29 protein-coding genes and 1 pseudogene are annotated in these 26,897 nt (G+C 68.8%); 26 read left to right on the top strand and 4 right to left on the bottom strand.

Going from position 1 to position 26,897, the window contains the following annotated elements:
• Positions 1-71 precede the first annotated feature (71 nt).
• The 10 genes and pseudogenes from SKC42_RS02580 to SKC42_RS02535 all read left to right on the top strand — a co-directional run bounded on the left by SKC42_RS02580 (position 72) and on the right by SKC42_RS02535 (position 10,250).
• On the top strand, positions 72-719 hold the full coding sequence (locus SKC42_RS02580; protein WP_330962745.1) for a TetR/AcrR family transcriptional regulator: 648 nt from the start codon (positions 72-74) through the stop codon (positions 717-719).
• 228 nt (positions 720-947) lie between these two features.
• Positions 948-1,322, top strand: a complete 375-nt coding sequence (rpsL, locus tag SKC42_RS02575) for a 30S ribosomal protein S12 (protein ID WP_007767794.1) — start codon at positions 948-950, stop codon at positions 1,320-1,322.
• Positions 1,322-1,792 (top strand): 30S ribosomal protein S7, encoded by a 471-nt coding sequence (gene rpsG, locus SKC42_RS02570; protein ID WP_085258096.1) that lies wholly within the window; start codon positions 1,322-1,324, stop codon positions 1,790-1,792. Before rpsL ends, rpsG begins: the two co-directional genes overlap by 1 nt.
• Before the next feature lie 70 nt (positions 1,793-1,862).
• Positions 1,863-3,968 (top strand): elongation factor G, encoded by a 2,106-nt coding sequence (gene fusA, locus SKC42_RS02565; RefSeq protein ID WP_330962744.1) that lies wholly within the window; start codon positions 1,863-1,865, stop codon positions 3,966-3,968.
• A gap of 216 nt (positions 3,969-4,184) precedes the next feature.
• On the top strand, positions 4,185-5,375 hold the full coding sequence (gene tuf / locus SKC42_RS02560) for an elongation factor Tu (protein ID WP_330962743.1): 1,191 nt from the start codon (positions 4,185-4,187) through the stop codon (positions 5,373-5,375).
• A 167-nt stretch (positions 5,376-5,542) separates the two neighbouring features.
• Complete coding sequence (locus SKC42_RS02555) at positions 5,543-6,229, top strand: PE family protein (RefSeq protein WP_330962742.1); 687 nt, start codon at positions 5,543-5,545, stop codon at positions 6,227-6,229.
• Positions 6,230-6,301: 72 nt separating this feature from the next.
• Positions 6,302-7,117: an SHOCT domain-containing protein gene (locus SKC42_RS02550; protein ID WP_330962741.1), complete on the top strand. Its 816-nt coding sequence runs from the start codon at positions 6,302-6,304 to the stop codon at positions 7,115-7,117.
• A gap of 85 nt (positions 7,118-7,202) precedes the next feature.
• Positions 7,203-8,030 (top strand): mycofactocin-coupled SDR family oxidoreductase, encoded by an 828-nt coding sequence (locus SKC42_RS02545; RefSeq protein ID WP_330962740.1) that lies wholly within the window; start codon positions 7,203-7,205, stop codon positions 8,028-8,030.
• A gap of 24 nt (positions 8,031-8,054) precedes the next feature.
• Positions 8,055-9,245 carry an NAD(P)/FAD-dependent oxidoreductase gene (locus SKC42_RS02540; RefSeq protein WP_330962739.1) on the top strand — a complete coding sequence of 397 codons (1,191 nt, stop codon included), beginning with the start codon at positions 8,055-8,057 and terminating at the stop codon, positions 9,243-9,245.
• Positions 9,242-10,250, top strand: a pseudogene (locus SKC42_RS02535) (D-2-hydroxyacid dehydrogenase family protein). The gene SKC42_RS02540 and the pseudogene SKC42_RS02535 overlap by 4 nt, the downstream one beginning before the upstream one ends.
• Here SKC42_RS02535 and SKC42_RS02530 read toward each other — a convergent pair.
• On the bottom strand, positions 10,247-11,293 hold the full coding sequence (locus SKC42_RS02530) for a DUF2332 domain-containing protein (RefSeq protein ID WP_330962738.1): 1,047 nt from the start codon (positions 11,291-11,293) through the stop codon (positions 10,247-10,249). The pseudogene SKC42_RS02535 and the gene SKC42_RS02530 sit on opposite strands and share 4 nt — an antisense overlap.
• Positions 11,290-11,886, bottom strand: a complete 597-nt coding sequence (gene mftR, locus SKC42_RS02525; protein WP_330962737.1) for a mycofactocin system transcriptional regulator — start codon at positions 11,884-11,886, stop codon at positions 11,290-11,292. Before mftR ends, SKC42_RS02530 begins: the two co-directional genes overlap by 4 nt.
• A 95-nt stretch (positions 11,887-11,981) precedes the next feature.
• On the opposite strand from mftR, the gene mftA reads away from it, so the two are divergent.
• The 7 genes from mftA to mftG all read left to right on the top strand — a co-directional run bounded on the left by mftA (position 11,982) and on the right by mftG (position 18,420).
• Positions 11,982-12,071: a mycofactocin precursor MftA gene (mftA, locus tag SKC42_RS02520; protein ID WP_085258088.1), complete on the top strand. Its 90-nt coding sequence runs from the start codon at positions 11,982-11,984 to the stop codon at positions 12,069-12,071.
• Between the two features lie 5 nt (positions 12,072-12,076).
• On the top strand, positions 12,077-12,355 hold the full coding sequence (gene mftB, locus SKC42_RS02515; RefSeq protein ID WP_330962736.1) for a mycofactocin biosynthesis chaperone MftB: 279 nt from the start codon (positions 12,077-12,079) through the stop codon (positions 12,353-12,355).
• Positions 12,349-13,515 (top strand): mycofactocin radical SAM maturase, encoded by a 1,167-nt coding sequence (gene mftC / locus SKC42_RS02510; protein WP_330962735.1) that lies wholly within the window; start codon positions 12,349-12,351, stop codon positions 13,513-13,515. The genes mftB and mftC overlap by 7 nt, the downstream gene beginning before the upstream one ends.
• Positions 13,516-14,706, top strand: a complete 1,191-nt coding sequence (gene mftD / locus SKC42_RS02505; RefSeq protein ID WP_330962972.1) for a pre-mycofactocin synthase MftD — start codon at positions 13,516-13,518, stop codon at positions 14,704-14,706. It begins immediately after the preceding gene.
• 125 nt (positions 14,707-14,831) lie between these two features.
• On the top strand, positions 14,832-15,563 hold the full coding sequence (mftE, locus tag SKC42_RS02500) for a mycofactocin biosynthesis peptidyl-dipeptidase MftE (RefSeq protein WP_330962734.1): 732 nt from the start codon (positions 14,832-14,834) through the stop codon (positions 15,561-15,563).
• On the top strand, positions 15,560-16,972 hold the full coding sequence (mftF, locus tag SKC42_RS02495) for a mycofactocin biosynthesis glycosyltransferase MftF (RefSeq protein WP_330962733.1): 1,413 nt from the start codon (positions 15,560-15,562) through the stop codon (positions 16,970-16,972). Before mftE ends, mftF begins: the two co-directional genes overlap by 4 nt.
• 8 nt (positions 16,973-16,980) lie before the next feature.
• Positions 16,981-18,420 (top strand): mycofactocin dehydrogenase MftG, encoded by a 1,440-nt coding sequence (gene mftG, locus SKC42_RS02490; RefSeq protein WP_330962732.1) that lies wholly within the window; start codon positions 16,981-16,983, stop codon positions 18,418-18,420.
• Between the two features lie 18 nt (positions 18,421-18,438).
• Here the strand turns inward: mftG and SKC42_RS02485 are convergent, their stop codons facing one another.
• Positions 18,439-19,248 carry a PE family protein gene (locus SKC42_RS02485; RefSeq protein WP_330962731.1) on the bottom strand — a complete coding sequence of 270 codons (810 nt, stop codon included), beginning with the start codon at positions 19,246-19,248 and terminating at the stop codon, positions 18,439-18,441.
• Between the two features lie 361 nt (positions 19,249-19,609).
• On the bottom strand, positions 19,610-21,196 hold the full coding sequence (locus tag SKC42_RS02480; protein ID WP_442931943.1) for an MFS transporter: 1,587 nt from the start codon (positions 21,194-21,196) through the stop codon (positions 19,610-19,612).
• Between the two features lie 62 nt (positions 21,197-21,258).
• On the opposite strand from SKC42_RS02480, the gene SKC42_RS02475 reads away from it, so the two are divergent.
• The 9 genes from SKC42_RS02475 (at position 21,259) to rpsC (ending at position 26,897) form a co-directional block, all read left to right on the top strand.
• Entirely contained in the window at positions 21,259-21,948 is a 690-nt protein-coding gene (locus SKC42_RS02475) for a TetR/AcrR family transcriptional regulator (RefSeq protein ID WP_330962729.1), read from the top strand.
• Positions 21,949-22,450: 502 nt separating this feature from the next.
• Complete coding sequence (gene rpsJ, locus SKC42_RS02470; protein WP_003873519.1) at positions 22,451-22,756, top strand: 30S ribosomal protein S10; 306 nt, start codon at positions 22,451-22,453, stop codon at positions 22,754-22,756.
• A gap of 15 nt (positions 22,757-22,771) precedes the next feature.
• The gene (rplC, locus tag SKC42_RS02465) at positions 22,772-23,425 is read left to right on the top strand and encodes a 50S ribosomal protein L3 (RefSeq protein WP_330962728.1); all 654 of its coding nucleotides are present in this window, start codon (positions 22,772-22,774) and stop codon (positions 23,423-23,425) included.
• Entirely contained in the window at positions 23,425-24,078 is a 654-nt protein-coding gene (gene rplD / locus SKC42_RS02460) for a 50S ribosomal protein L4 (RefSeq protein WP_330962727.1), read from the top strand. The genes rplC and rplD overlap by 1 nt, the downstream gene beginning before the upstream one ends.
• Positions 24,078-24,380 (top strand): 50S ribosomal protein L23, encoded by a 303-nt coding sequence (rplW, locus tag SKC42_RS02455; protein WP_085258076.1) that lies wholly within the window; start codon positions 24,078-24,080, stop codon positions 24,378-24,380. Before rplD ends, rplW begins: the two co-directional genes overlap by 1 nt.
• A gap of 26 nt (positions 24,381-24,406) precedes the next feature.
• Positions 24,407-25,249, top strand: a complete 843-nt coding sequence (rplB, locus tag SKC42_RS02450) for a 50S ribosomal protein L2 (RefSeq protein ID WP_330962726.1) — start codon at positions 24,407-24,409, stop codon at positions 25,247-25,249.
• Positions 25,250-25,267: 18 nt separating this feature from the next.
• Entirely contained in the window at positions 25,268-25,549 is a 282-nt protein-coding gene (gene rpsS, locus SKC42_RS02445; RefSeq protein WP_085258074.1) for a 30S ribosomal protein S19, read from the top strand.
• Positions 25,546-26,073 carry a 50S ribosomal protein L22 gene (gene rplV / locus SKC42_RS02440; protein WP_330962725.1) on the top strand — a complete coding sequence of 176 codons (528 nt, stop codon included), beginning with the start codon at positions 25,546-25,548 and terminating at the stop codon, positions 26,071-26,073. The genes rpsS and rplV overlap by 4 nt, the downstream gene beginning before the upstream one ends.
• Entirely contained in the window at positions 26,073-26,897 is an 825-nt protein-coding gene (gene rpsC, locus SKC42_RS02435) for a 30S ribosomal protein S3 (protein WP_330962724.1), read from the top strand. The genes rplV and rpsC overlap by 1 nt, the downstream gene beginning before the upstream one ends.

Raw genomic sequence — 26,897 nt, 5'->3', positions numbered from 1 at the left:
CAACTAGAGTCATTAGTTACCGTTGCGCCGCCGACCGGCGGCGACGGCCACCGCAGTGAGGGGCAATCGCCATGGCAGCTCAGCCGGAATCGCCGACGGCGGCCGGCCGCCAGCGCGTGGGCCGCTCCGGCGCCCGCCCGGCCAAGCTGAGCCGCGACGGCATCGTCGACGGTGCGCTGACCTTCCTGGACCGGGAGGGCTGGGATTCGCTGACCATCAACGCGCTGGCGACACAACTGGGGACCAAGGGCCCGTCGCTGTACAACCACGTGGACAGCCTCGAAGACCTGCGCCGCGCGGTGCGGATTCGGGTCATCGACGACATCATCACGATGCTGAACAGGGTCGGCGAGGGGCGCGCCCGGGACGACGCGGTGCTGGTCATGGCCGGCGCCTACCGCAGCTACGCCCACCACCATCCCGGCCGCTACTCGGCGTTCACCCGGATGCCACTGGGCGGTGACGACCCCGAATACGCCGCCGCGACGCGGGGGGCGGCCGCGCCGGTGATCTCGGTGCTGTCTTCCTATGGCCTCGACGGTGAGGCGGCTTTCTTCGCGGCACTGGAGTTCTGGTCCGCGCTGCACGGCTTCGTCCTGCTGGAGATGACGGGTGTCATGGACGACATCGACACCGATGCGCTGTTTTCCGACATGGTGCTTCGCCTCGCCGCGGGCCTGGACAGGCGCACCGCCGACCAGGGTCTCAAGCCGCTTTGACCTGCGCGACCGGCGCCGGGTATTGTGGAGGCTCGTGCCTGGCGGCTTGCGGCGCCTGACCGTAAGGAAGTGGATGCCGGGCGAATTCGCATGTCTATGACGCATTGGGTGAAACCGGTGCCGAGCGCGTGCGACACACCCGGCCGCGGGGTACGTGTGGGTTACTCCCGGCAGGCGATAACCGCAGTACAGAGACTTGAGAAGACGTCGAACACAGAAAGCCGGTAGATGCCAACCATTCAGCAGCTGGTCCGTAAGGGTCGCCGCGACAAGGTCGCCAAGGTCAAGACGGCGGCCCTGAAGGGCAGCCCGCAGCGCCGTGGCGTATGCACTCGCGTGTACACCACCACTCCGAAGAAGCCGAACTCGGCGCTTCGGAAGGTCGCGCGCGTGAAGCTGACGAGCCAGGTCGAGGTCACCGCCTACATCCCCGGTGAGGGGCACAACCTGCAGGAGCACTCGATGGTGCTGGTGCGTGGCGGCCGAGTGAAGGACCTGCCCGGCGTGCGTTACAAGATCATCCGCGGTTCGCTCGACACCCAGGGTGTCAAGAACCGCAAGCAGGCTCGCAGCCGCTACGGCGCCAAGAAGGAGAAGAGCTAATGCCACGCAAGGGGCCCGCGCCCAAGCGTCCGTTGGTCAACGACCCCGTCTACGGATCGCAGCTCGTCACCCAGCTGGTGAACAAAGTCCTGCTCCAGGGGAAGAAATCGCTCGCCGAGCGCATTGTTTATGGTGCGCTTGAAAACGCGCGGGAGAAGACTGGAACGGATCCCGTCATCACGCTCAAGCGCGCTCTCGACAACGTCAAGCCCGCCCTCGAGGTGCGCAGCCGCCGCGTCGGCGGTGCGACCTACCAGGTGCCGGTCGAGGTGCGTCCGGACCGGTCCACCACGCTCGCGCTGCGCTGGCTTGTCAGCTTCTCGCGGCAGCGCCGGGAGAAGACCATGATCGAGCGGCTGGCGAACGAGATTCTGGATGCCAGCAACGGCCTCGGGGCCTCCGTCAAGCGGCGTGAAGACACGCACAAGATGGCCGAGGCCAACCGCGCGTTCGCGCACTATCGCTGGTAGCTAGCACCGGCGACGGCGCCGGGCGCAATACGACAGCGAACCAAGCAATCGAAAGAGTGGGAAGACTTCTGTGGCACAGAAGGACGTGCTGACCGACCTGACCAAGGTCCGCAACATCGGCATCATGGCGCACATCGACGCCGGTAAGACGACGACGACGGAGCGCATCCTCTACTACACCGGCATCAGCTACAAGATTGGTGAGGTGCACGACGGCGCCGCCACCATGGACTGGATGGAGCAGGAGCAGGAGCGCGGCATCACCATCACGTCCGCCGCCACCACCTGTTTCTGGAACGACAACCAGATCAACATCATTGACACCCCCGGGCACGTCGACTTCACCGTCGAGGTGGAGCGTTCCCTGCGTGTGCTCGACGGTGCCGTGGCCGTGTTCGACGGCAAGGAGGGTGTCGAGCCGCAGTCCGAGCAGGTGTGGCGGCAGGCCGACAAGTACGACGTCCCGCGCATCTGCTTCGTCAACAAGATGGACAAGATCGGCGCGGACTTCTACTTCTCCGTGCGGACCATGGAGGAGCGCCTCGGCGCCAATGTCATCCCGATCCAGCTGCCCGTCGGCTCCGAGGGTGACTTCGCCGGCGTCGTCGACCTGGTCGAGATGAAGGCCAAGGTGTGGAGCTCCGAGGCCAAGCTCGGCGAGAAGTACGACGTCGTCGACATCCCCGCCGATCTGCAGGAGAAGGCCGAGGAGTACCGCACCAAGCTGCTCGAGGCCGTCGCCGAGACCGATGAGGCGCTGCTGGAAAAGTACCTGGGCGGCGAGGAACTCACCGTCGCCGAGATCAAGGGTGCGATCCGCAAGCTGACCATCACCTCGGAGGCGTACCCGGTGCTGTGCGGGAGCGCGTTCAAGAACAAGGGCGTGCAGCCCATGCTCGACGCGGTCATCGACTACCTGCCGTCGCCGCTGGACGTGCCGCCCGCCGAGGGCCACGTTCCCGGCAAGGAAGACGAGCTGATCACTCGCAAGCCGTCGACGGACGAGCCGTTCTCGGCGCTGGCGTTCAAGGTCGCCACGCACCCGTTCTTCGGCAAGCTGACCTACGTCCGCGTCTACTCGGGCAAGGTCGACTCGGGCAGCCAGGTCATCAACTCGACGAAGGGCAAGAAGGAGCGGCTGGGCAAGCTGTTCCAGATGCACTCCAACAAGGAGAACCCGGTGGAGACCGCGTCGGCGGGGCACATCTACGCGGTGATCGGGCTCAAGGACACCACCACCGGTGACACCCTGAGCGACCCGAACCAGCAGATCGTGCTCGAGTCGATGACCTTCCCGGACCCGGTCATCGAGGTGGCCATCGAGCCCAAGACCAAGAGCGACCAGGAGAAGCTGTCGCTCTCGATCCAGAAGCTCGCCGAGGAGGATCCGACCTTCAAGGTGCACCTGGACCAGGAGACCGGGCAGACCGTCATCGGCGGCATGGGCGAGTTGCACCTGGACATCCTGGTGGACCGCATGCGTCGCGAGTTCAAGGTCGAGGCCAACGTGGGCAAGCCGCAGGTGGCCTACAAGGAGACCATCCGGCGCATGGCCCAGAACGTCGAATTCACCCACAAGAAGCAGACGGGTGGCTCGGGCCAGTTCGCGAAGGTGATCATCAACCTCGAGCCGTTCACCGGCGAGGATGGCGCGACCTACGAGTTCGAGAACAAGGTCACCGGTGGCCGCATCCCCCGGGAGTACATCCCGTCGGTGGACGCGGGCGCGCAGGACGCCATGCAGTACGGCGTGCTGGCGGGCTACCCGCTGGTGAACGTGAAGGTCACCCTGCTCGACGGCGCCTACCACGAGGTCGACTCGTCCGAGATGGCGTTCAAGATTGCCGGTTCGCAGGTCCTGAAGAAGGCTGCCGCACAAGCGCAGCCGGTGATCCTGGAACCGATCATGGCCGTCGAGGTCACCACGCCCGAGGATTACATGGGCGATGTGATCGGCGACCTGAACTCCCGCCGTGGCCAGATCCAGGCCATGGAGGAGCGGAGCGGTGCGCGTGTCGTGAGGGCGCATGTGCCGCTGTCGGAGATGTTCGGCTACGTCGGCGACCTTCGGTCCAAGACCCAAGGCCGGGCGAATTACTCCATGGTGTTCGACTCGTACGCCGAAGTGCCGGCGAACGTGTCGAAGGAGATCATCGCGAAGGCGACGGGCCAGTGAGTGTGAACTCAGTGGCCCGGAGCCGAGCCATCGGCTCAGCCGAGGCGACTGGTCAGTAAGCACCGAAGACGACGGTGGGTAAGCGAAGCTTACGAGTAAGGAGTCGAGCAACAACACCGTCGGAGTAACCTTGCCGGGTCATCAATGCCTTGGGCGCGGCACAACTGAAAACACCAACACTGCTTAACAAGCACCAACAAAGTCGGAGGACACACAGTGGCGAAGGCGAAGTTTGAAAGGACCAAGCCCCACGTCAACATCGGGACCATTGGTCACGTTGACCACGGCAAGACGACCCTGACCGCGGCGATCACCAAGGTCTTGCATGACAAGTACCCCAACCTGAACGAGTCGCGCGCGTTCGACCAGATCGACAACGCGCCCGAGGAGCGTCAGCGCGGTATCACCATCAACATCTCCCACGTGGAGTACCAGACGGAGAAGCGCCACTACGCGCACGTCGACGCCCCGGGTCACGCCGACTACATCAAGAACATGATCACCGGCGCGGCGCAGATGGACGGCGCCATCCTGGTGGTCGCCGCGACCGACGGTCCCATGCCGCAGACCCGCGAGCACGTGCTGCTCGCCCGTCAGGTCGGTGTGCCCTACATCCTGGTTGCGCTGAACAAGGCCGACGCGGTCGACGACGAGGAGCTGCTGGAGCTCGTCGAGCTGGAGGTCCGCGAGCTGCTGGCCGCCCAGGAGTTCGACGAGGACGCCCCGGTGGTGCGGGTATCCGCGCTCAAGGCGCTCGAGGGCGACGCCAAGTGGGTCGAGTCGGTCGAGGAGCTGATGAACGCGGTCGACGAGTCGATCCCGGACCCCGTCCGCGACACCGACAAGCCGTTCCTGATGCCCGTGGAGGACGTCTTCACGATCACCGGTCGTGGCACCGTTGTCACCGGCCGTGTGGAGCGTGGCGTGATCAACGTGAACGAGGAAGTCGAGATCGTCGGGATCAAGCCGACCAGCACCAAGACCACGGTCACCGGCGTGGAGATGTTCCGCAAGCTGCTCGACCAAGGGCAGGCCGGCGACAACGTCGGGCTGCTGCTGCGTGGCATCAAGCGCGAGGACGTCGAGCGCGGCCAGGTCGTCACGAAGCCCGGCACCACCACGCCGCACACCGAGTTCGAGGGTCAGGTCTACATCCTGTCCAAGGACGAGGGTGGCCGGCACACGCCGTTCTTCAACAACTACCGTCCGCAGTTCTACTTCCGCACCACCGACGTGACCGGTGTGGTGACACTGCCGGAGGGCACGGAGATGGTGATGCCCGGTGACAACACCAACATCTCGGTGAAGCTGATCCAGCCCGTCGCCATGGACGACGGTCTGCGCTTCGCGATCCGCGAGGGTGGCCGCACCGTCGGCGCCGGCCGGGTCACCAAGATCATCAAGTAATTCGTTACGCAGCAAAGCCCGGATCGCCCGTCGGTGGTCCGGGCTTTGTGCTGTGCGGGGCCGGAAAACTTGTGACTAAAGTCCCCGCCCCGCGGGGGTAAGATTTTCCCATCGAGTCTTCGGACGCGACCGGGGGGACGTACTTTGGCCGTGGCTTGGAGGTTCGGATGTCGTATCTGGTGGCGGCGCCGGAGTACGTGGCGGCGGCCGCGAACGACTTGGCCAACATCGGCTCGGCCATCAGTTCCGCGAACGCGGCGGCGGTGGCCCCCACTTCCGGCGTGATGGCCGCGGGCGCCGACGAGGTGTCGACGACGATCGCCGCGCTGTTCGGCGCGCACGCGGAGGCCTATCAGGCGCTCAGTGCCCAGGCTGCGTCGTTTCACCAGCAATTCGTCCAGCTGATGAGCGGTGGGGCTGCACAGTATGCGGCGGCCGAAGCGGCGAACGCCTCGCCGCTGCAAACCCCGTCGACCCCCGCGGCCGGCGTCTCGTCGGTCTCCTCGGCGCCCACGGTGGCGCCACCGGGACCGGCACCGGTGAGTTCGGCGGTGGCGGCGGCGCAGGGCGCGGGCCCGGCGGCGACTCCGGCCACCGCTCCGGCCGCCGCGCCACTGGCGGCGATGCGGGCGGGAACGCCGCTGCAGGCGCCGGCGGCGGAGCCGGCCGCCCCGGCCGTCCCGGTCGAGGCGGCCGAGGCGGTCGAAACGGAGCCGGCGGCCATCGGGCCGGCGAGCGCGCTGCCGCTGTCGGCGGGAACCCCGCTCGCGGCGCCGCCGGCGGCGCGGTCCTACACGCCCGCGACGCCGGCCTACTCCCCGGCGGCCGCCGCCGAGGAGCGGCCCGCTGGCTGATTCGTTTGCTCGCAGCGCGCCCGCGGCGGCGCTAGTCTGACAGCGACTTCCCAGCAAGGTGAGGAGACACCCGTGTTGGCGCGCTATCTGAAAGCCCAGTTGATTGTCCTGCTCTGCGGCGGCTTGGTGGGACCGATCTTTTTGATCGTCTATTTCACCCTCGGCTTCGGCGACCTGCTGCAGTGGATGTTCTACGTCGGCCTGCTCATTACCGTGGCCGACGTCCTCATCGCGCTGGCGCTGGCCGCTTACGGTGCGAAATCGTCGGCGACGAACGCGGAGCTGGAGCAGAACGGTGTGCTCGCCCTCGCCCAGATCACCGGCCTCACCGAGACGGGGACGTGGATCAACAACCAACAGGTGGTGAAGGTGCACCTGCACGTTTCCGGGCCCGGGTTCCTGCCGTTCGACAGCGAGGACCGGGTGATAGCGAGCGTGACCCGGCTGGGCAACCTCAACGCCCGCAAGGTGGTTGTCCTGGTCAACCCCACCACCCAGGAATACCGAATCGACTGGGAGCGAAGCGCATTGGTCAACGGCCTGGTGCCCGCCCAGTTCACGGTCGCCGAGGACAACAGGACCTACGACCTGAGCGGGCAGGCCGGCCCGCTGATGGAGATCCTGCAGATCCTGAAGGCCAACCACGTGCCGCTCAACAACATGGTCGATATCCGCTCCAACCCGCCGCTGCGCGAGCAGATTCAGGCGGTGGTGCGCCGGGCGGCCCAGCAGCAGCCGCAACCTGCGGGCGCCGGCGCACCGGCGGGACCGCCACCCGGCCCGACCATCGCGCAGCGGCTGCAGGAGCTGGAGACGCTGCGCACCAGCGGGGCGCTCACCGACCAGGAGTACGCGAGCCGCCGCGCGGAGATCATCTCCGAGATCTGACTCCCGGGCTTAGAACACGTTCCAGTTTCGCTGCTAGCCTGTCTCTGTCTATGAGCGTCAAGCGGGCGTTGCGAAGGGACGGGTCGTGGCTGGACAGGGTGGATCACTGCAGGGGCGGGTCGCGTTCATCACCGGCGCCGCCCGGGGCCAGGGCCGGGCGCACGCGGTGCGGCTCGCCCGCGAGGGCGCCGACATCATCGCGCTCGACCTCTGCGCGCCGGCATCGCCCAGCGTGACCTACACGGCGGCGACGCGGGAGGATCTGGCCGAGACCGTCCGCCTGGTGGAGGGCGAGGGCCGCAAGGTGTTGGCCCGCGAAGCCGACGTCCGGGACGATGCCGCGCTGCGCCAGTTGGTGGCCGATGGCGTCGAACAATTCGGTCGGCTCGACATCCTGGTGGCCAACGCCGGCGTGCTGGGCTGGGGCCGGGTGTGGGAGCTCACCGACGAGCAGTGGGACACCGTCGTCGGTATCAACCTGACCGGCACGTGGCGCACGCTGCGCGCCGCCGTGCCGGCGATGATCGAGGCCGGCAACGGGGGATCGATCGTGGTCGTCAGCTCGGCGGCCGGAGTCAAGGCGACCCCCGGCAACGGCCATTACGCCGCCAGCAAGTTCGGGCTCACGGCGCTGACCAATACGTTGGCGATTGAACTGGGCGAATACAACATTCGGGTCAACTCGATCCACCCCTACTCGGTCGACACCCCGATGATCGAGCCCGAGGCGATGATGGGGATCTTCGCCAAGCACCCCGCCTTCGTGCACAGCTTCCCGCCAATGCCCTTGCAGCCCAAGGGTTTTATGTCGCCCGACGAGGTGTCGGATGTGGTGGTCTGGCTCGCCGGCGACGGCTCGGGCACTTTGTCGGGCACCCAGATCAACGTTGACAAGGGCGCCTTGAAGTACTGATCGGCGATCGTGTATGAACACCACGTGAGCGAAGACGCAAACCCGAGCGAGAGCGGCATCGTCATCGTCGGCGGCGGCCTGGCCGCCGCCCGGACCGCCGAGCAACTGCGCCGGTCCGGCTACGCCGGTCGCGTCACCATCGTCAGCGACGAGGTGCACCTGCCATACGACCGCCCGCCGCTGTCCAAGGAGGTGCTCCGCAAGGAGGTCGACGACGTCGCCCTCAAGCCGCGGGAGTGGTACGACGAAAACGAGATCACCCTGCGGCTCGGGTCGGCGGCCACCGGGCTCGACACCGCGGCCCGGACGCTGACCCTCGCCGACGGCCGCGTCCTCGGCTACGACGAACTCGTCATCGCAACGGGTTTGGTGCCGCGCCGGATTCCGTCGTTTCCCGACCTGGAGGGCATCCGCGTGCTGCGCTCCTACGATGAGAGCGTGGCGCTGCGCGAACGCGCGTCGGCGTGCCGGCGGGCAGTCGTTGTCGGCGCCGGTTTCATCGGGTGCGAGGTGGCGGCCAGCCTGCGCAAGCTAGGGGTGGACGTGGCGCTGGTCGAGCCACAGCCGACGCCACTGGCCTCGGTACTCGGGGAGCGGATGGGCGAGCTGGTGGCGCGGCTGCATCGCGCCGAGGGCGTCGACGTCCGCCTGGGTGTGGGCGTGGCGGAGGTGCGCGGCCAGGGCCGGGTCGACACCGTGGTGCTGACCGACGGCACCGAGCTGGCGGCCGATCTCGTGGTCGTCGGCATCGGCTCCCACCCGGCCACCGATTGGCTCGAGGGCAGCGGAGTCGAGATCGATAACGGGGTCGTCTGCGACGAGGCCGGCCGCACCAGCGCGCCCAACGTCTGGGCCCTCGGTGACGTCGCCTCCTGGCGAGACCCGACGGGACACCAAGCGCGCGTCGAACATTGGAGCAACGTCGCCGACCAGGCGCGCGTCGTGGTGCCCGCGATGCTGGGGCAGGACGTCCCTTCGGCCGTCGTCGTCCCCTATTTCTGGAGCGACCAGTACGACGTCAAGATCCAGTGCCTCGGCGAACCGGAGGCCACCGACGTCGTCCACCTCGTCGAGGACGACGGACGCAAGTTTTTGGCGTACTACGAACGCGACGGGGTGTTGGTCGGCGTGGTCGGCGGTGGAATGCCCGGCAAGGTCATGAAGGTTCGTGCCAAGATCGCCGCCGCCGCACCCATCGCCGAGGTGCTGGGCTGACGGGCCCGCCGCCCCGGGTGGCGGTGCTCGACGACTACGCCGGCGCGGCCCTCGCGCTCGCCGATTGGTCGCCTGTGCAAAGTCGTTCCGAAGTAACGGTTTTCGATCGACATCTCGGCGAGGCCGACGCCGTCGACGCGCTGCGGGGGTTCGACGTGGTCTGCACAATGCGTGAACGGATGGCGTTCCCGCGCACCCTGATCGAGCGGCTGCCGAACCTGAAGCTGATCACGATCGTCGGCAGGGCGCTCCCGAACCTGGACATGTCCGCGGCCAGCGAGCACGGCGTCCTGGTGGCCCACTCGGATTTCGCCAGCGACCGTTTCCGCTCGCTGCGCGACGCCACACCGGAATTCGCCTGGGGGTTGATGATCGCGACGGTGCGCAACCTGGCCGAGGAGCACCTGCGCATGCGCGACGGCGGCTGGCAGACCACCACCGGGATGACCCTGTCGGGCAAGACGCTGGGCTTGCTCGGCCTGGGCAGGATCGGCAGGCGCATGGCCGAGTACGCCGCGGCGTTCGGCATGCAGGCGATCGCGTGGAGCCAAAACCTGACCGAGGAGGCCGCGGCGGAGGGCGGCGCCCGCCGCGTCGAGAAGTCGGCGCTGTTCGCCGAGTCCGACGTGGTGTCGGTTCACGTGGTGCTCTCGGAGCGCACGCGCGGCCTGGTCCGGTGCGCGCGAGCTGGCCCTGATGAGGCCTACCGCCTACCTGATCAACACTTCCCGCGGTCCGATCGTCGACGAGGCCGCCCTGGTTGCCGCGCTGAGGACCGGGCGTATTGCCGGCGCCGGGCTGGATGTGTTCGGCATCGAGCCGCTGCCGCCCGACCATCCGCTGCGAGGCCTCCCCAACGTGACGCTCTCGCCCCACCTGGGGTACGTCACCCGCGAGATGCTCGGCGCCTTCTACGCGGACACCGTCGAAGCGGTGGTGGCGTGGTTGGACGGCGCGCCGACCCGGATCGCCAATCCCGAGGCGCTGCAACGCCGCACCGGCTAATGCCACTGCACGGGCGGCCCGTGCGGGTGGCATTCGCCGAGGACTTCGAGCTCGCCGCCCGGCCAGCTGCGGGCGCGGACCAGAAACCTGATCGGCGTGCCGGGCCCGTCGCGGGCCGGCTCCATCGTGAGGTGGACGAACGGCGACCGCGCCCCCGCCCGGGCGCCCAGGCCGTCGGCGGCGGCGCGCACCTCGTCGCGCTCGGCGGCGGAGAGGTACTGCCAGGTGATCGAGTGCCACAGCACGGTCAGCTCGCCGTCGGCCAGCGTCAGGCCGGCGACGGCCTCGCCCGCCGTGCGCCGCTCCAACCCCGCCGGGACCTCCCGGGCGACGGTGATGGCGCCGCGCAGCCGTTTCAGGCGCGCGCCCTGGTCCGGCCACACGTAGCTGAGCGCGGTCAATTCCCCGTCCGCGCCGGTCACGTCGATGGGGGCGATGTCGTACCCGTGCCGCTCGATGATCCGCACCGCGCCATCCGGTGGCAGCGAGCCGTGCCACGCGTCGTCGATGGTCACCGGCGAGTCGGCGGGGCCCCAGTGCTTGTCGGCGAAGCCATACCGGTAGTGGTCGGCCCGCAAGTTCAACCCGGCACTGGTCCCGATTTCGAAAAGCCTTATCGGAAAACCGAATTCGCTGTTTACGCGCAACAGACCACCGATCAGCGCGGCCGACCGGCCCACCTCGTTGGTCTGCGGCGGTTGGTCGAGGGCCGCGCGCAGCGATTCGGCGTGGGCGGCCGCGGCGGCCAGGATCTCCTGCCAAGCCCGACCGGCGTCCCAGGACCCGCCGGTGCTGGGGTACCAACGGCGCAGCGGCGCGGCCCGGCCGTCGAGGACGAGCCGATGCAGGCCACCGAGCAGGCGCAGGGGAACGGCATCGCGCGACGGCGCGTCCTCGTAGCCGGACAGGATGGTCGCGAAGACGCCACCGGCCTCCACGTCCTCGGCCACGCGCTCGAACAGTTCCCCGTACATGAGCGAGCCGGCGCGGGCGCAGAACCGCCCCTGCGACCGCAGTGTGTGCAGCAGGCGCTCGCGGTTCACCGGTCGAGCCCGTCCAGTCCGCCGCCCACCACGTCGAACGCGTTGCCGAGCGCGACCGGCAGCGGGATGGACTCGTCGGCCAGCCAGTACTCGTAGGCGCTCAACGCCACGGCCAGCATCGTCCAGGCGACCGTCTGCGGACGTAGGTCGCTCGTCTTGGCGTCCGAGCGGCGGGCCACGAAGCCCGCGATCACGTCCCGCCAACCCGCATACATGGTCATCGAGTATGCCTGAAGCTCCGCCGTCTGCAGGATGACGCGCATGCGCTGGCGGTGCTGAATGGTCTCCGACTCATCAAAGGTGTTGAACGCCAGCAACGCCGAGCGGAGCGCCGCACCCAGTGCCACCTCGGGTCCGATGTCGTCGAGGAGATCCCGCAGGTGCACAAGGTGGGTATCGAAATCGCCCCAGGGGATGGCGTTCTTGGACGCGTAGTAACGGAAGAGGGTGCGGCGCGAGATCCCGGCGGCCTGGGCGACGTCGTCGACGCTCACGTCGGCGAAACCGCGGGCCGTGAACAGCTCGATCGCCACGTCGGCGATCTCCTGAGGCGTCGTCGAGCGGCGCCGGCCCACCCGCGGTTGGGGCATCATCGGACCCGCCCTTCCATTTCGGCACTCGATGCCATATTCTGGCGACGATTGTGACACAGCTCATCGTTGTCAATAGCTGACGAAAGGCAAGGCCCGTGGACCACGAGACCCAGACTGACACCGAACTCGTCACCGAGACCCTCGTCGAAGAGGTGTCCATCGACGGGATGTGCGGCGTCTACTGACCCCCATGTTCGACCTCGACCGCGCCTGGCGGTTGCATCCGCAGGTGGCCGTCCGCCCGGAGCCGTTCGGCGCGCTGCTCTACCACTTTGGTACGCGCAAGCTGTCCTTCCTGAAGGACCGCACGATCCTGGCGGTGGTGCGGTCGCTGGCCGACCACCCGGACGCCCGGTCGGCCTGTCGGGCCGCGGGTGTCGAGAGCTCCGGGCAGGCCCCGTACATCCAGGCGCTCGGGGTGCTGGCCGAATCCAACATGCTGGTGCCCCGGGAGGACCGCCAATGGTAAGGCTCATCGAGCAGTTCGAACGGGGGCTGGATGCCCCGATCTGCCTGACGTGGGAGCTGACGTACGCCTGCAATCTCGCTTGCGTGCACTGCCTTTCGTCGTCGGGCAAGCGCGACGCGCGAGAGCTGTCCACCCGGCAATGCATGGACATCATCGACGAGCTCGAACGCATGCAGGTGTTCTACGTCAACATCGGCGGCGGCGAGCCCACGGTCCGCCCGGACTTCTGGGAACTCGTCGACTACGCCACCGCACACCGCGTCGGCGTGAAGTTCTCGACGAACGGCGTCCGGATAACCCCCGACGTCGCCGCGCGCTTGGCCGCCAGCGACTACGTGGACATCCAGATCTCGCTCGACGGCGCGACCGCCGAGGTCAACGACGCCGTCCGCGGCCCCGGGTCGTACGCCATGGCGGTACGCGCGCTGGAGAATCTGGCCGATGCGGGCTTCGCCCAAAACGGCGGCGCCAAGATCTCGGTGGTGGTCACCCGGCACAATGTCGACCAGCTCGACGAGTTCGCCGCGCTCGCGAGCCGCTACGGCGCCACCCTGCGGATCACCCGGCTGCGCCCCTCGGGCCGCGGCGCCGACGTCTGGGACGATCTGCATCCCACCGCCGAGCAGCAGGTCAGGCTGTACGACTGGCTGGTCGCCAAAGGCGAGCGAGTGCTCACCGGTGACTCCTTCTTCCACCTGGCCCCGCTGGGGCAGTCGGGCGCCTTGGCCGGGCTGAACATGTGCGGGGCCGGGCGCGTGGTCTGCCTGATCGACCCCGTCGGTGACGTGTACGCCTGCCCGTTCGCCATCCATGACCGTTTCCTGGCGGGAAACATCCTGTCGGACGGGGGCTTTGACAACGTGTGGAAGAACGCGCCGTTGTTCCAGGAGCTGCGGGAGCCGCAGTCCGCGGGCGCCTGCGGCAGCTGCGGGCACTACGACGCCTGCCGCGGCGGCTGCATGGCGGCCAAGTTCTTCACCGGCCTCCCGATGGACGGGCCGGACCCCGAATGCGTCCAGGGTCACAGCGCGCCGGCGCTGGCGGGCGCGCGCGAGACGCCGCGCCCGCGGGCCGACCATTCGCGGAAGGCGCGCGGACCCGTGGCCCTGACGCTGTCGGCGCGGCCCCCGGCGCGCCTGTGTAACGAAAGTCCCGTGTAAATCATGGCCGCGTGGTTCGAAACGGTCGCCATCGCGCAGCAACGCGCCAAACGGCGGTTACCCAAGTCCGTTTATTCCTCCCTGATTTCGGCAAGCGAAAAAGGAATAACAGTTTCAGACAATGTCGAGGCCTTCAGCGAACTCGGTTTCGCGCCGCACGTGGTCGGCGCGCTGGAAAAGCGTGACCTCTCGACCACCGTGATGGGGCAGGACATCTCGCTGCCGGTGATCATCTCGCCGACGGGCGTCCAAGCGGTCGACCCCGACGGCGAGGTGGCCGTCGCGCGGGCCGCCGCGGCGCGGGGGACCGCGATGGGGCTCTCCTCGTTCGCCAGCAAGCCGATCGAAGAGGTCATCGCCGCGAACCCCAAGCTGTTCTTCCAGGTCTACTGGCTGGGGGGCCGCGACGCGATCGCGGAGCGGGTGGAGCGGGCGCGCCGCGCCGGCGCCGTCGGCCTGATCGTGACGACCGACTGGTCGTTCTCCCACGGCCGCGACTGGGGCAGCCCGAGCATCCCCGAGACGATGAACCTGCGGACCATCCTTCGCCTGTCGCCGGAGGCGATCGTCCGGCCCCGGTGGCTGTGGAAGTTCGGCAAGACACTGCACCCGCCGGAGCTGCGGGTGCCGAACCAGGGGCGCCGGGGCGAGCCTGGGCCGCCCTTCTTCGCGGCCTACGGCGAGTGGATGGGCACCCCACCGCCCACCTGGGACGACATCGCCTGGCTGCGGGAGCTTTGGGGCGGGCCGTTCATGCTCAAGGGCGTGATGCGCGTCGACGACGCGAAAAGGGCTGTCGACGCTGGTGTTTCGGCGATCTCGGTGTCGAACCACGGTGGCAACAACCTGGACGGCACTCCGGCCTCTATCCGCGCATTGCCGGCAATCGCCGCGGCGGTCGGCGACCAGGTCGAGGTGCTGCTGGATGGCGGCGTGCGGCGCGGTAGCGACGTGGTCAAGGCGGTGGCCCTGGGCGCGCGGGCGGTGATGATCGGCCGCGCGTACCTGTGGGGCCTGGCCGCGGCCGGACAGGCGGGCGTCGAGAACGTTCTCGACATCCTGCGCGGCGGCGTCGACTCGGCGCTGATGGGCCTCGGTCACGCCAGCGTGCACGACCTCGGCCCCGGCGACGTCCTGGTCCCCGCCGGCTTTACGCGCGCCCTGGGGGTCCCCGCCGACGGCCCGGCCTAGCCGGTTTGGCGCCGCTCGCGCGTGGTACATGCGTGGCACGCGTGACGAACGAGTCGAATTCCTAATAGCGGATGAACCAGCGAGAAAAAATTTGCATTCAAGGGTCAACAATTGGTGCACGCCAGGTGAATTCGTCCTACCATCACCGAGTGCCCGTACTCGGCGAATTAGCGACTGCCACGTCGAGCCAGCTATCGAGCATCTCGCCGTCGATAATGGTCCCGATCGGGTCGACCGAACAGCATGGTCCCCACCTGCCCTTGGACACCGATACCCGGATCGCCACCGCGGTCGCTCGGGCCGCGGCCGCCGGCCTGGAGTATGAGTGGCTGCTGGCGCCGGCGATCGCCTATGGCGCCAGCGGCGAGCACCAGAGCTTCGCCGGAACGATCTCGATCGGCACCGACGCGCTGACCACATTGCTGGTGGAATACGGCAGGTCGGCGGCCTGCTGGGCCCGGCGCTTGGTCTTCGTCAACGGCCACGGCGGCAACATCGCCGCCCTGACGGCGGCCGTGCAGCGGCTGCGCGCCGAGGGCCGCGACGCCGGCTGGGTGCCCTGCATCGCGGTCGGCGGCGACGCCCACGCCGGCCATACCGAAACGTCGGTGTTGCTGCACCTGTCCCCGGCCGAGGTGCTGACCGACCGCTGGCTCGCCGGCAACCGGTCGCCGCTGCCCGACTTGCTGCCGTCGATGCGCCGCGGCGGAGTCGCGGCGGTCAGCCCCGTGGGCGTGCTCGGCGACCCGACCACCGCGACCGCCGCCGAGGGCCGGCGCATCTTCGGGGAAATGGTCGACAACTGTGTCCGTCGGATCGCCCGCTGGCTTCCCGAACCGGACGGGACGCTGACATGAGTCAAGCCCGGTTGCCGGACGGATTCGCCGTCCAGGTCGACCGCCGTGTGCGGGTGCTGGGCGACGGCTCGGCGCTGCTCGGCGGGTCGCCGACCCGGCTGCTGAAGCTGGCGCCCGCCGCCCAGGACATGCTGTCCAACGGCAGGCTGAAGGTTCGCGACGACGTCAGCGCCCAGCTGGCCCGCACCCTGCTGGACGCCACGGTCGCCCATCCCCGCCCCGCGGGCGGTCCGTCGCACCGAGACGTCACGGTGGTTATCCCCGTGCACGACAACCTTTCCGGGGTACGCCGCCTGGTGAGCTCGTTGCGCGGCCTGCGCGTCATCGTTGTCGACGACGGGTCGTCCACCCCCGTCACCGCGGCGGACTTGGTCGGCGCGCACTGCGACGTCGAGGTGCTGCGTCATCCCCGCAACCGGGGGCCGGCCGCCGCGCGCAACACCGGGCTGGCCGCCTGCACGACCGACTTCGTCGCGTTCCTCGATTCCGACGTGGCGCCGCGCCGGGGCTGGCTGGAGGCCCTGCTCGGCCACTTCTGCGACCCGTCCGTTGACCTCGTCGCGCCACGGATCGTGGGGCTCGCGCACAGCGAGAACGTGGTGGCGCGCTACGAGGCGGTGCACTCGTCGCTCGACTTGGGGGAGCGCGAGGCGCCGGTGCTCCCGCACAGCACCGTGTCGTACGTCCCCAGCGCGGCCATCATCTGTCGCTGCTCGGCGATCCGCGGGATCGGGGGCTTCGACGAGACCATGCAGTCCGGCGAGGACGTCGACCTGTGCTGGCGGCTGATCGAGGCGGGCGCCCGGCTGCGCTATGAGCCGATCGCGCTGGTGGCTCACGATCACCGCACCGAGTTGCGGGATTGGCTGGCTCGCAAGGCGTTCTACGGCGGCTCGGCGGCCCCCCTTTCGGTGCGGCACCCCGACAAGACCGCGCCGGTGGTCATCTCCGGGTGGGCGTTGGCGGCCTGGATCCTGATGGCGCTCGGAACGACCCTTTCCCAGCTGGCGTCGGTCGTGGTCGCCGTGCTGACCGGTCACCGGGTGGCGAAGGCCATGAGTGGTGCCGACACCTCGCTGTGGGACGTCCTCGTGGTCGCCACGCGAGGCCTGTGGTCGGCGGCGCTGCAGCTGGCGTCCGCCCTCTGCCGGCACTACTGGCCGCTGGCCCTGGTGGCCGCTACGCTGTCGCGTCACTTCAGACGGGTCGTGCTGGTGGCCGCCGTCATGGACGGCGTGGTGGATTGGCTCCGCCGCCGCGATGCCGTCGGTGACGAGTGCGAGCCGATCGGGCTGCTGACCTACCTTGTGCTCAAGCGCGTCGACGACCTGGCCTACGGCCTGGGGCTGTGGTGGGGCGTGGTGCGCGAACGTAACCTCCGCGCGCTCAAGCCGCAGATACGGACTTAGCCGCCGCCTTGACCATCGCCGTGCCGCACAGTGATGTGCTGATCGTCGGCGCCGGTAGCGCTGGATCGGTTGTTGCCGAACGCCTTTCCGCCGATCCGGCCCGCACCGTGACCGTCCTCGAGGCCGGTCCAGCGCTCGCCGACCCGGGATTGCTCGCGCAGGCCACTAACGGCCTGCAATTGCCCATCGGTGTCGGCAGCCCGCTGGTTCGGCGCTACCCGGCCCGGCTCACCGATGACCCGGTGCGCGAGCTGCCGCTCGTGCGCGGCGCGACGGTGGGCGGCTCGGGCGCTGTCAACGGTGGCTACTTCTGTCGGGCGTTCCCGCGCGACCTCGACGGTTTTGATCCGCGCGGCTGGTCCTGGCCGGAGGCGCTCGAACACTTCCGCGCCATCGAGACCGACCTCGACTTCGAAGGCCCCGCCCACGGCACAAGCGGGCCCATCCTGGTCCGCCGAACCCGCGAAATGACCGGCACCACTGAGCGATTCATCGCCGCGGCTGAACGCATCGGATTCGACTGGATCGAGGACCTTAATGATGCCGGACCGCAACCTGTTTCCGGTGTGGGTGCCGTTCCGCTCAACATCGTCGACGGCGCACGCATCGGGGCCGGGGCGGCATACCTCATTCCTGCCCTGCGGCGCGCGAATCTGACGCTGCTGGCCCGAACTCGGGCGGTGTGCCTGCGGTTTGACGGAACGACCACGGTGGGAGTCGACGCCGTCGGCCCTGGCGGCCCGTTGACGTGCACCGCGGACCGGATCGTGTTGTGCTCCGGAGCGATCGAGTCGGCCAAGTTGCTGATGCTATCCGGTGTGGGGGACGAGGGCGTGCTCCGGAATGCCGGCGTGCCGGTGGTCGCGCCGCTGCCCGTCGGCGCCTCCTTCACCGACCACCCCGAATGGGTGCTGCCGACCGATTGGGTTGTCGCGCCGGGTCGGCCGGTGCTCGAAGCCGTGCTCAGCACCGATGATGGTCTCGAAATCAGGCCGTACACGGGCGGATTCGTCGCGATGATCGGCGACGGCACCGCGGGGCGTCCCGACTGGCCGCACATCGGTGTGGCGCTGATGAGCCCCCGGGCGCGCGGGCGGCTCAGCCTCGTCTCGCGGGATCCCGACGTGCCACCGCTCATCGAGCACCGCTACGACAGCGAGCCCGACGATGTCGCCGCGCTACGCCGCGGCACCGAGATCGCGCTCGAAATAGCGCTAGTCACAAGCGAAATCGGAGCTCCGGCCTGGTCCACCTCCCAACACCTCTGCGGCACAGCGCCAATGGGTCCCGACGGTGACTCCCGGGCCGTCGTCGACCATCGGTGCCGTGTCCACGGATTCGAGAACCTGTGGGTCATCGACGGTTCCGTCCTGCCGGTGATCCCCGGCCGTGGACCGCACGCCACCATCGTGATGCTCGGGCACCGGGCCGCGGAATTCGTTGCGTGAGTCCCGCCGGGGACGAGATCAGGTCGAGTACGGAGTCTGTTGCTCCTCGGCCGCGCCGGGGGAGTACGGGCCGGTCGCGGGCCGATAGGACTGGGCGGACTGGGGTGCGGCAGTGACCGGCGTCGCCGGCAGCGGCGTGGCCGCGGTGGCCGCCTGGACGATCTCCGGGGTTTCGGTCGGCACAGCGGCGACCGGTGCGGCGGTGGCTTCGGGCAGCGGTGGCGCCGGCGCACCGGTCCCGGCTGCCGCATACGTCGAAGTCGCCGGTTGCAGCGGTGTCGCCGGCGCGCCGGTCGGGCTCAGGGCCGCCGCTGCCGCGGGTGTCATTCCGACCGGCGGAACGGAGGCGAGAGCCGGGGGCGGGACCGAGGTAGCCGGGGCAACCGCGGACACCGGGGCGACGTGCGCCGAACCGCCTATTGCGCTTGCCGCGGAAGCCGGCAAGCTGGCGGCCGCGGAGGCGACCATCGGTTGCGCGCTGGACAGCGCCTGACCGGCCGCGTTGGGGCTCAGGGCGCCGGGCTGGGTGGTCTGCAGGGGCGAGGCGTTGGCCGCCTCGGTGGCCGCGTACTGCGCCGCGCCGCCGTTCATGAGCTGCACAAACTGCGCGTGGAAGGCCGCCGCCTGGGCGCTGATCGCCTGGTAGACCTGGGAATGGGCGTCGAACAGGGCGGCGATGCTGGCGGAGACCTCGTCAGCGCCGGGTGCGGGCACGCTCGTGGTCGGGCCGGACGCCGCCGAGTTGGCCGAGTCGATCGTCGACCCGATATTCGCCAAGTCGGTAGCGGCGGCGGCCACGTAGTCCGGTGCCGCAATCACCCATGACATCTATATGCGTCCCCCCAGCTAGGCCGGATGTCACCCACCGACCCTTGGCAGGTGCTATGCATCGAATCGTAACCCGGTCGCTGTAAGGCCGAGGTGGTTTTGGCTGGCATCTCCGGAAACTTCCAGCAAAGGGGCGTTCGTGCGGTCCACGTAGATGGCCACGACAGTGGCGGTGCGCGCGCAGATGTACGTCAGGCGCGAACGGTGCGTCGCAATGTTCGTGGACGGCACGACCGCCCCCGGTTCCCATCACCTCCCTTCGACATGCATTCCCGTCGACGTGGCGTATTTGCCACAGCCTTGGTCGTTCGGCCTCCGCGACCGCCTTGATCCTGGCGGGCAACAACATTGAGGGAACTATTCAGGCCCGATGCCTGCTCGGACGCGCCCGGCGAACCCAGCGCAGCTGGCGGCCGTCGCGGCCGGGCGCCCACAGCCCGACCGCGACCGCGGCGACGGCGACGAGGACGGCCAGCGCGGTCGTCGAGGCGTGCAGCGACGCCATGAACGCGGCTTTGCTCAGCTCGGCCAGTTGGCGGCCCTGCGGCCCGAGCCGGTCGGCCATCTCGACGGCTTTGGCGAGCGAATCGGTGGCCGCGCCGCGGACCGGTGCGGGGAATGCCACCAGTTCGGGGGCCAGTTCCTGTGAATAGCGTCCGGCCAGGATCGAGCCCGCCACGGCGATGCCGAGGGCGCCGCCCATCTCGCGGGAGGCGTCGTTCACCGCGGAGGCCACCCCCTGCTTCTCGTCGGAAACCGCGCCCATGATCGCCGAGGTCGTGGGCGCCGTGCACAATCCGATGCCCGTGCTGAGGATGAGTGTGGGCCAGGCTAATTCGAGATACGAGGTATGCAGGTTGAGCACGTGCATGCTGGCGAATCCCACCGCCATCAGCAGCGTGCCGACGAAGATCACCAACCGCAGCCCGAACTTCGGCACGTACCAGAACGACAGCGCGGAGAATATGCCCAGCGGCACCATGAACGGCGTGAACGCGACGGCCGTCATCAGCGGCGAATAGCCCATGATCTGCTGCACGTACTGCATGCCCAGGTAGAAGAACCCGAACGTCGCGCCGAACAGGACGACGATCGACGCCACGCCGGTGGCGAACGCGGGATCGGCGAACAGTCGCACGTCGAGCAAGGGCTGGCGCTTGCGCAGTTCGACGACACCGAAGACCGCCGCCAGCACCGCGCCCGCGACGATTCCGCCCAAGACCAGGGGGTCGCCCCACCCGCGGGTGGGTGCCTCCAGGATGGCGGCGACGGCGACGGCGAGCGCGGCCCCGATCAACAGGGCGCCCGCCGAGTCGATCCGCGGCGCGCCGCTGTCGCGGGAGGAGGCGATCGCGCAGGCGAGTGCGAAGATCACCAGGCCGGCGACGCCCAGCGACCAGAAGATGGCGTGCCAATCCCCGAAGTGGAGGAGCGCGCCGGATCCCAGCATCCCGAGGACGGCGCCCGATCCGGCCGTGCCGGCCCAAATGCCGACGGCCTTGACCCGATCCTCCTTGGGGTAGGCGACCGTCAGAAGCGAGAGGGTGGCCGGCATCACGAACGCGGCGCCGGCACCGGCCACGGCGCGCGCCGCGATGATCTGCGTGGGCTGATGCAGGATCGCCGGTGCAATCGAGCCGAGCGCGAAGACGACGAGGCCGAGGAGCAGCGCGCCGCGCCGCCCGTAGCGGTCACCGATCGCCCCCGCGGGCAGCAGCAAGCATGCCAGGGCAACGGTGTAACCGTCGACGATCCAGTTCAGCTGCGACTGGGTCGCCGAGGTGTCCACGGCGAGGTCGCCGAGCGCGGTGTTCAGGGCCGTCATGGATGCGACGACAAGCCCGACGCCCATGCAGGCAACCGCCAGGGTCCACTTGCGGGCCCGGGGTCTTCCGCCGATGCTCACGGCATCACTACGCTGATCAGGCCTGCTGAGGATCTCGACCATGGCTGCGCCTCCTCGGGGATGGCGTGGAAGTTTGAGACCGTCAGTCTCGGAAGTAGCCGTTAATGCCGGCCCCAAACAGGGAGGTGATCACCATCACCCGGGGGACTACCGATCCACGGCCGGCGCGGTCCCGGGCTCGCCTGCTCGAAGCCGCCGCCGCCTTACTGCGTTCCGGGGGGCCCAGCGCCGTGACCGTCGACGCGGTCACCCGAACCGCCAACGTCGCCCGGGCCACCCTGTACCGCCATTTCGCCAGCGGCAACGAACTGCTGGCGGCCGCGTTCGGCAGCCTGCTGCCGCCGGCCCCGATGCCGCCGCCCGGGGGCTCGCTGCGGGAGCGGCTCTTCGCCCTAGTCCTGGCGCAGGCGGAGTCCGTGGCCGAGGCGCCGACAATGCTGACCGCGATGTCCTGGTTGGCGCTGGGGCCCGACCTGAGCGGTTTGCCCCATTCGAGCGGCGCCCACGCCGTGGACAGCGCCGCGATCACGACACTGCGCGAGCGCATCGCCCAGCAGCACGCGGCCCCGTTCGACGCCATTTTCGACAGCCCCGAGGCCGTGGCCGAACTGGGCGAGGTGGACCGATCGCGCGCGATCGCGCTGCTGATCGGCCCGCTAGTACTGGGCCGACTGTCCACCCTGCCCGACTTCGACTACCGCGAGTGCGCGCAGGCGGCCGTTGACGGTTTCCTGCACGTTCAGCGCGCGCACCGCGGGGCCGCCGCGGTGACTACCGAATCGGCGGGTGCCTGAGGAACATACAGTCCTGAGCATCTGGCGCCCGTCTACCTGCTGCTCGCCGCCACGGGCGTCGCGCTGACCCTGTCCCGGGACTACCTGACCGCCCGCCCGTGCGCAAAGGGGCCGCTGACCTGGGCATTAGCCGCGTCGCACACTCGCGCCCGCCGAGTTCGGCCGGGATTTGGCCAAACCCATGATCTGAGGCATACTGTTCAGGTTGCCTTGAGCCGGGTTTGCGCCTGGCCGGGCATACGACCAGCGCCCAAACGGGCGCGTCCGGTCCCATCCTTGGAGCGACTAATTTCGCCAAGAAATTGGCGCGCCGAGGCTGCGTGAGGGTGACACACCCGACCGCGGGGGCCGGTGGACCACGACAGGTAAACAGCGGCGCAGTAACCGGCGCGACGCTCGATCGGCCCGCTTAAGGGCGGGACCGATCCGCGCGCCGGGGGCACGTGAGGACGAAGATCTTGAGGTCCGATACGGACTTCAGTGGAGTGAGGGTAGGAGAAGCGTGGCGGGACAGAAGATCCGCATCAGGCTCAAGGCCTACGACCATGAGGCCATCGACGCCTCGGCGCGCAAGATCGTCGAGACCGTCGTCCGCACGGGTGCCAGCGTCGTAGGGCCGGTGCCGCTGCCGACCGAAAAGAATGTGTATTGCGTCATCCGCTCCCCGCACAAGTACAAGGACTCGCGGGAGCACTTCGAGATGCGCACTCACAAGCGGTTGATCGACATCCTCGACCCGACGCCGAAGACGGTCGACGCGCTCATGCGCATCGACCTGCCGGCCAGTGTCGACGTCAACATCCAGTAGGAGCTCGGTGGACTGATGGCAAGAAAAGGCATTCTGGGCACCAAGCTGGGCATGACGCAGGTGTTCGACGAGAACAACCGTGTCGTACCGGTGACGGTCGTGAAGGCCGGCCCCAATGTGGTGACGCGCATCCGGACCCCGGAGCGCGACGGTTACAGCGCTGTGCAGCTGGCCTACGGCGAGATCAGCCCGCGCAAGGTGAACAAGCCTGTGACGGGCCAATATTCGGCGGCGGGCGTGAACCCGCGCCGGTACCTCGCCGAGCTGCGCCTGGACACCGCGGACGCGGTGGCCGACTACGAGGTCGGCCAGGAGCTCACCGCCGAGATCTTCGCCGACGGCAGCTACGTCGACGTGACGGGGACCTCGAAGGGCAAGGGCTTCGCCGGCACCATGAAGCGGCACGGTTTCCGCGGCCAGGGCGCCAGCCACGGCGCTCAGGCGGTGCACCGCCGCCCGGGTTCCATCGGCGGCTGCGCCACCCCGGCGCGTGTCTTCAAGGGCACCCGGATGTCAGGCCGGATGGGCAGCGACCGCGTCACCGTCCAGAACCTGGTGGTGCACAAGGTCGATCCCGAGAACGGCGTGCTGTTGATCAAAGGTGCGGTCCCCGGCCGCACCGGTGGACTCGTGATGGTGCGCACCGCGGTCAAACGAGGTGAGAAGTAATGGCACTCAAGATTGACGTCCAGACACCGGACGGGAAGGTCGAGGGCTCGATCGAGCTGCCGGCCGAATTGTTCGATGCCCCGGCCAATATCGCGCTGATGCACCAGGTGGTGACCGCGCAGCGCGCGGCGGCGCGCCAGGGCACGCACTCGACTAAGACGCGCGGTGACGTCAGCGGCGGTGGCCGCAAGCCGTACCGGCAGAAGGGGACCGGCCGCGCCCGCCAGGGTTCGACGCGCGCTCCCCAGTTCACCGGCGGTGGCGTCGTGCACGGCCCGAAGCCGCGTGACTACAGCCAGCGCACGCCCAAGAAGATGATCGCCGCGGCGTTGCGCGGCGCGCTGTCGGACCGGGCGCGCAACGGGCGTATCCACGCGGTGACCGAGCTCGTCGCGGGCCAGACGCCCTCGACGAAGAGCGCCAGGGTGTTCCTCGGCAGCCTGAGCGACCGCAAGCAACTGCTGGTGGTCATCGGCCGCAGCGACGAGACCGGCGCGAAGAGCGTGCGCAATCTGCCCGGTGTGCATGTGCTGACGCCCGACCAGCTCAACACCTATGACGTGCTGCGCGCCGACGACGTGGTGTTCAGCGTCGAGGCGCTGGGCGCCTACATCGCCGCCAACACGACGACAGCCGAGGAGGTTTCGGCCTGATGGCGACCATCGCCGACCCACGCGACATCATCCTCGCGCCGGTCATCTCGGAGAAGTCCTACGGACTGCTGGACGACAACGTGTACACGTTCGTGGTGCACCCCGATTCGAACAAGACGCAGATCAAGATCGCCATCGAGAAGATCTTCTCCGTCAAGGTCGCGTCGGTGAACACCGCGAATCGCCAGGGCAAGCGCAAGCGCACCAGGACCGGCTTCGGCAAGCGTAAGAGCACCAAGCGTGCCATCGTCACCCTGGCGCCCGGCAGCAAGCCGATCGATCTGTTCGGAGCACCGGCCTAGCCGGCGACAGAAAGACCTGATTAGACATGGCAATTCGCAAGTACAAGCCGACGACCCCCGGCCGTCGCGGCGCGAGCGTCTCCGACTTCGGCGAGATCACCCGGTCGACTCCGGAGAAGTCGTTGGTGCGTCCGCTGCACGGCCACGGCGGCCGCAACGCCCACGGGCGGATCACCACGCGGCACAAGGGTGGTGGCCACAAGCGCGCCTACCGGCTGATCGATTTCCGCCGCAACGACAAAGACGGTGTGAACGCCAAGGTCGCGCACATCGAGTACGACCCGAACCGCACCGCCAACATCGCGCTGCTGCACTTCCTCGACGGGGACAAGCGCTACATCATTGCCCCGCAGGGACTCTCGCAGGGTGACGTGGTGGAGTCCGGCGCCAACGCCGACATCAAGCCCGGCAACAACCTGCCGCTGCGTAACATCCCCGCCGGTACCGTGGTCCACGCGGTGGAGCTGCGGCCGGGCGGCGGCGCCAAGCTGGCCCGTTCGGCCGGGTCGAGCATCCAGTTGCTCGGCAAGGAGGGCACCTACGCCTCCCTGCGTATGCCCAGCGGCGAGATCCGGCGGGTAGACGTGCGCTGCCGCGCAACGGTCGGCGAGGTCGGCAACGCCGAGCAGGCGAACATCAACTGGGGTAAGGCCGGCCGGATGCGGTGGAAGGGCAAGCGCCCTTCGGTCCGTGGTGTGGTCATGAACCCGGTCGACCACCCGCACGGCGGTGGTGAGGGTAAGACCTCCGGTGGCCGCCACCCCGTCAGCCCGTGGGGCAAGCCCGAGGGCCGCACCCGCAAGCCCAACAAAGCCAGCAGCAAACTGATCGTGCGGCGCCGGCGTACCGGCAAGAAGCACGGCCGGTAGGAAGTTCCAGGAGCAGCCATGCCACGCAGCCTCAAGAAGGGCCCCTTCGTCGACGACCACCTGCTCAAGAAGGTGGACGTCCAGAACGAGAAGAACAGCAAGCAGGTCATCAAGACCTGGTCGCGGCGTTCGACGATCATTCCCGACTTCATCGGCCACACCTTCGCGGTGCACGACGGCCGCAAGCACGTCCCGGTGTTCGTCACCGAGTCGATGGTCGGTCACAAGCTTGGTGAATTCGCGCCGACGCGGACCTTCAAGGGACACATCAAGGACGACCGGAAGTCGAAGAGGCGATGACAAGTACTGAGTTTCCGACGGCGGTCGCCAAGGCACGGTTCGTGCGGGTGTCGCCGACGAAGGCGCGCCGGGTGATCGACCTGGTGCGCGGCAAGTCCGTGGCCGACGCGCTGGACATCCTGCGCTGGGCGCCCCAGGCCGCCAGCGAGCCGGTGGCCAAGGTCATCGCGAGCGCGGCGGCCAACGCGCAGAACAACAACGGGCTGGACCCGGCAACCCTGGTGGTCGCGACCGTGTACGCCGACGAGGGCCCCACCGCGAAGCGCATCCGTCCGCGCGCCCAGGGGCGGGCGTTCCGGATCCGCCGGCGCACCAGCCACATCACGGTCGTGGTGGAGAGCCGGCCGGTGAAGGACCAGCGCGCGGCGAAGTCGACGCGCAGCCGCCGCGCCGAGGCCAGCAAGGCCGCCGCCAAGGCTGGACTTGGTTCCGGGGCGACCAAGGCACCCGCCAAGAAAGCGCCCGCGAAGAAAGCGCCCGCTAAAGCCGCTGAGACTTCTGAAGCGAAGGGAGGCTCAGAGTAGTGGGCCAGAAAATCAATCCGCACGGCTTCCGGCTGGGCATCACCACGGACTGGAAGTCTCGCTGGTACGCCGACAAGCAGTACTCCGAGTACGTCAAGGAAGACGTCGCGATCCGCCGGCTGCTGTCCACCGGGCTGGAGCGCGCCGGGATCGCCGACGTGGAGATCGAGCGCACCCGTGACCGGGTGCGGGTCGACATCCACACCGCGCGCCCCGGCATCGTCATCGGGCGCCGCGGCACCGAGGCCGACCGGATCCGCGCGGACCTGGAGAAGCTGACCGGCAAGCAGGTGCAGCTCAACATCCTCGAGGTCAAAAACCCCGAATCGCAGGCCCAGCTCGTGGCTCAGGGTGTCGCCGAGCAGCTGAGCAACCGCGTGGCCTTCCGTCGCGCGATGCGCAAGGCGATCCAGTCGGCGATGCGCCAGCCGAACGTCAAGGGCATCCGGGTGCAGTGCTCGGGCCGCCTCGGCGGCGCGGAAATGAGCCGCTCGGAGTTCTACCGCGAGGGTCGGGTGCCGCTGCACACGCTGCGCGCCGACATCGACTACGGCCTCTACGAGGCGAAGACCACCTTCGGCCGGATCGGCGTGAAGGTGTGGATCTACAAGGGCGACATCGTCGGCGGGAAGCGCGAGTTGGCAGCGGCCGCTCCCGCCGGGGCCGACCGTCCGCGCCGCGAGCGCCCGTCGGGCACCCGCCCGCGGCGCAGTGGCTCGTCGGGCACCACGGCCACCAGCACCGAGGCCGGGCGCGCGGCGGGTGAGGAGTCGGCGCCCGCCGAGACCGCGCCCGCACCGGAACCACAGAGCACGGAGAGCTAG

It is taken from the genome of Mycobacterium sp. 050134 (assembly GCF_036409085.1).
Lineage (GTDB): Bacteria > Actinomycetota > Actinomycetes > Mycobacteriales > Mycobacteriaceae > Mycobacterium.
This window is presented reverse-complemented; position numbering and strand designations above follow the sequence as displayed.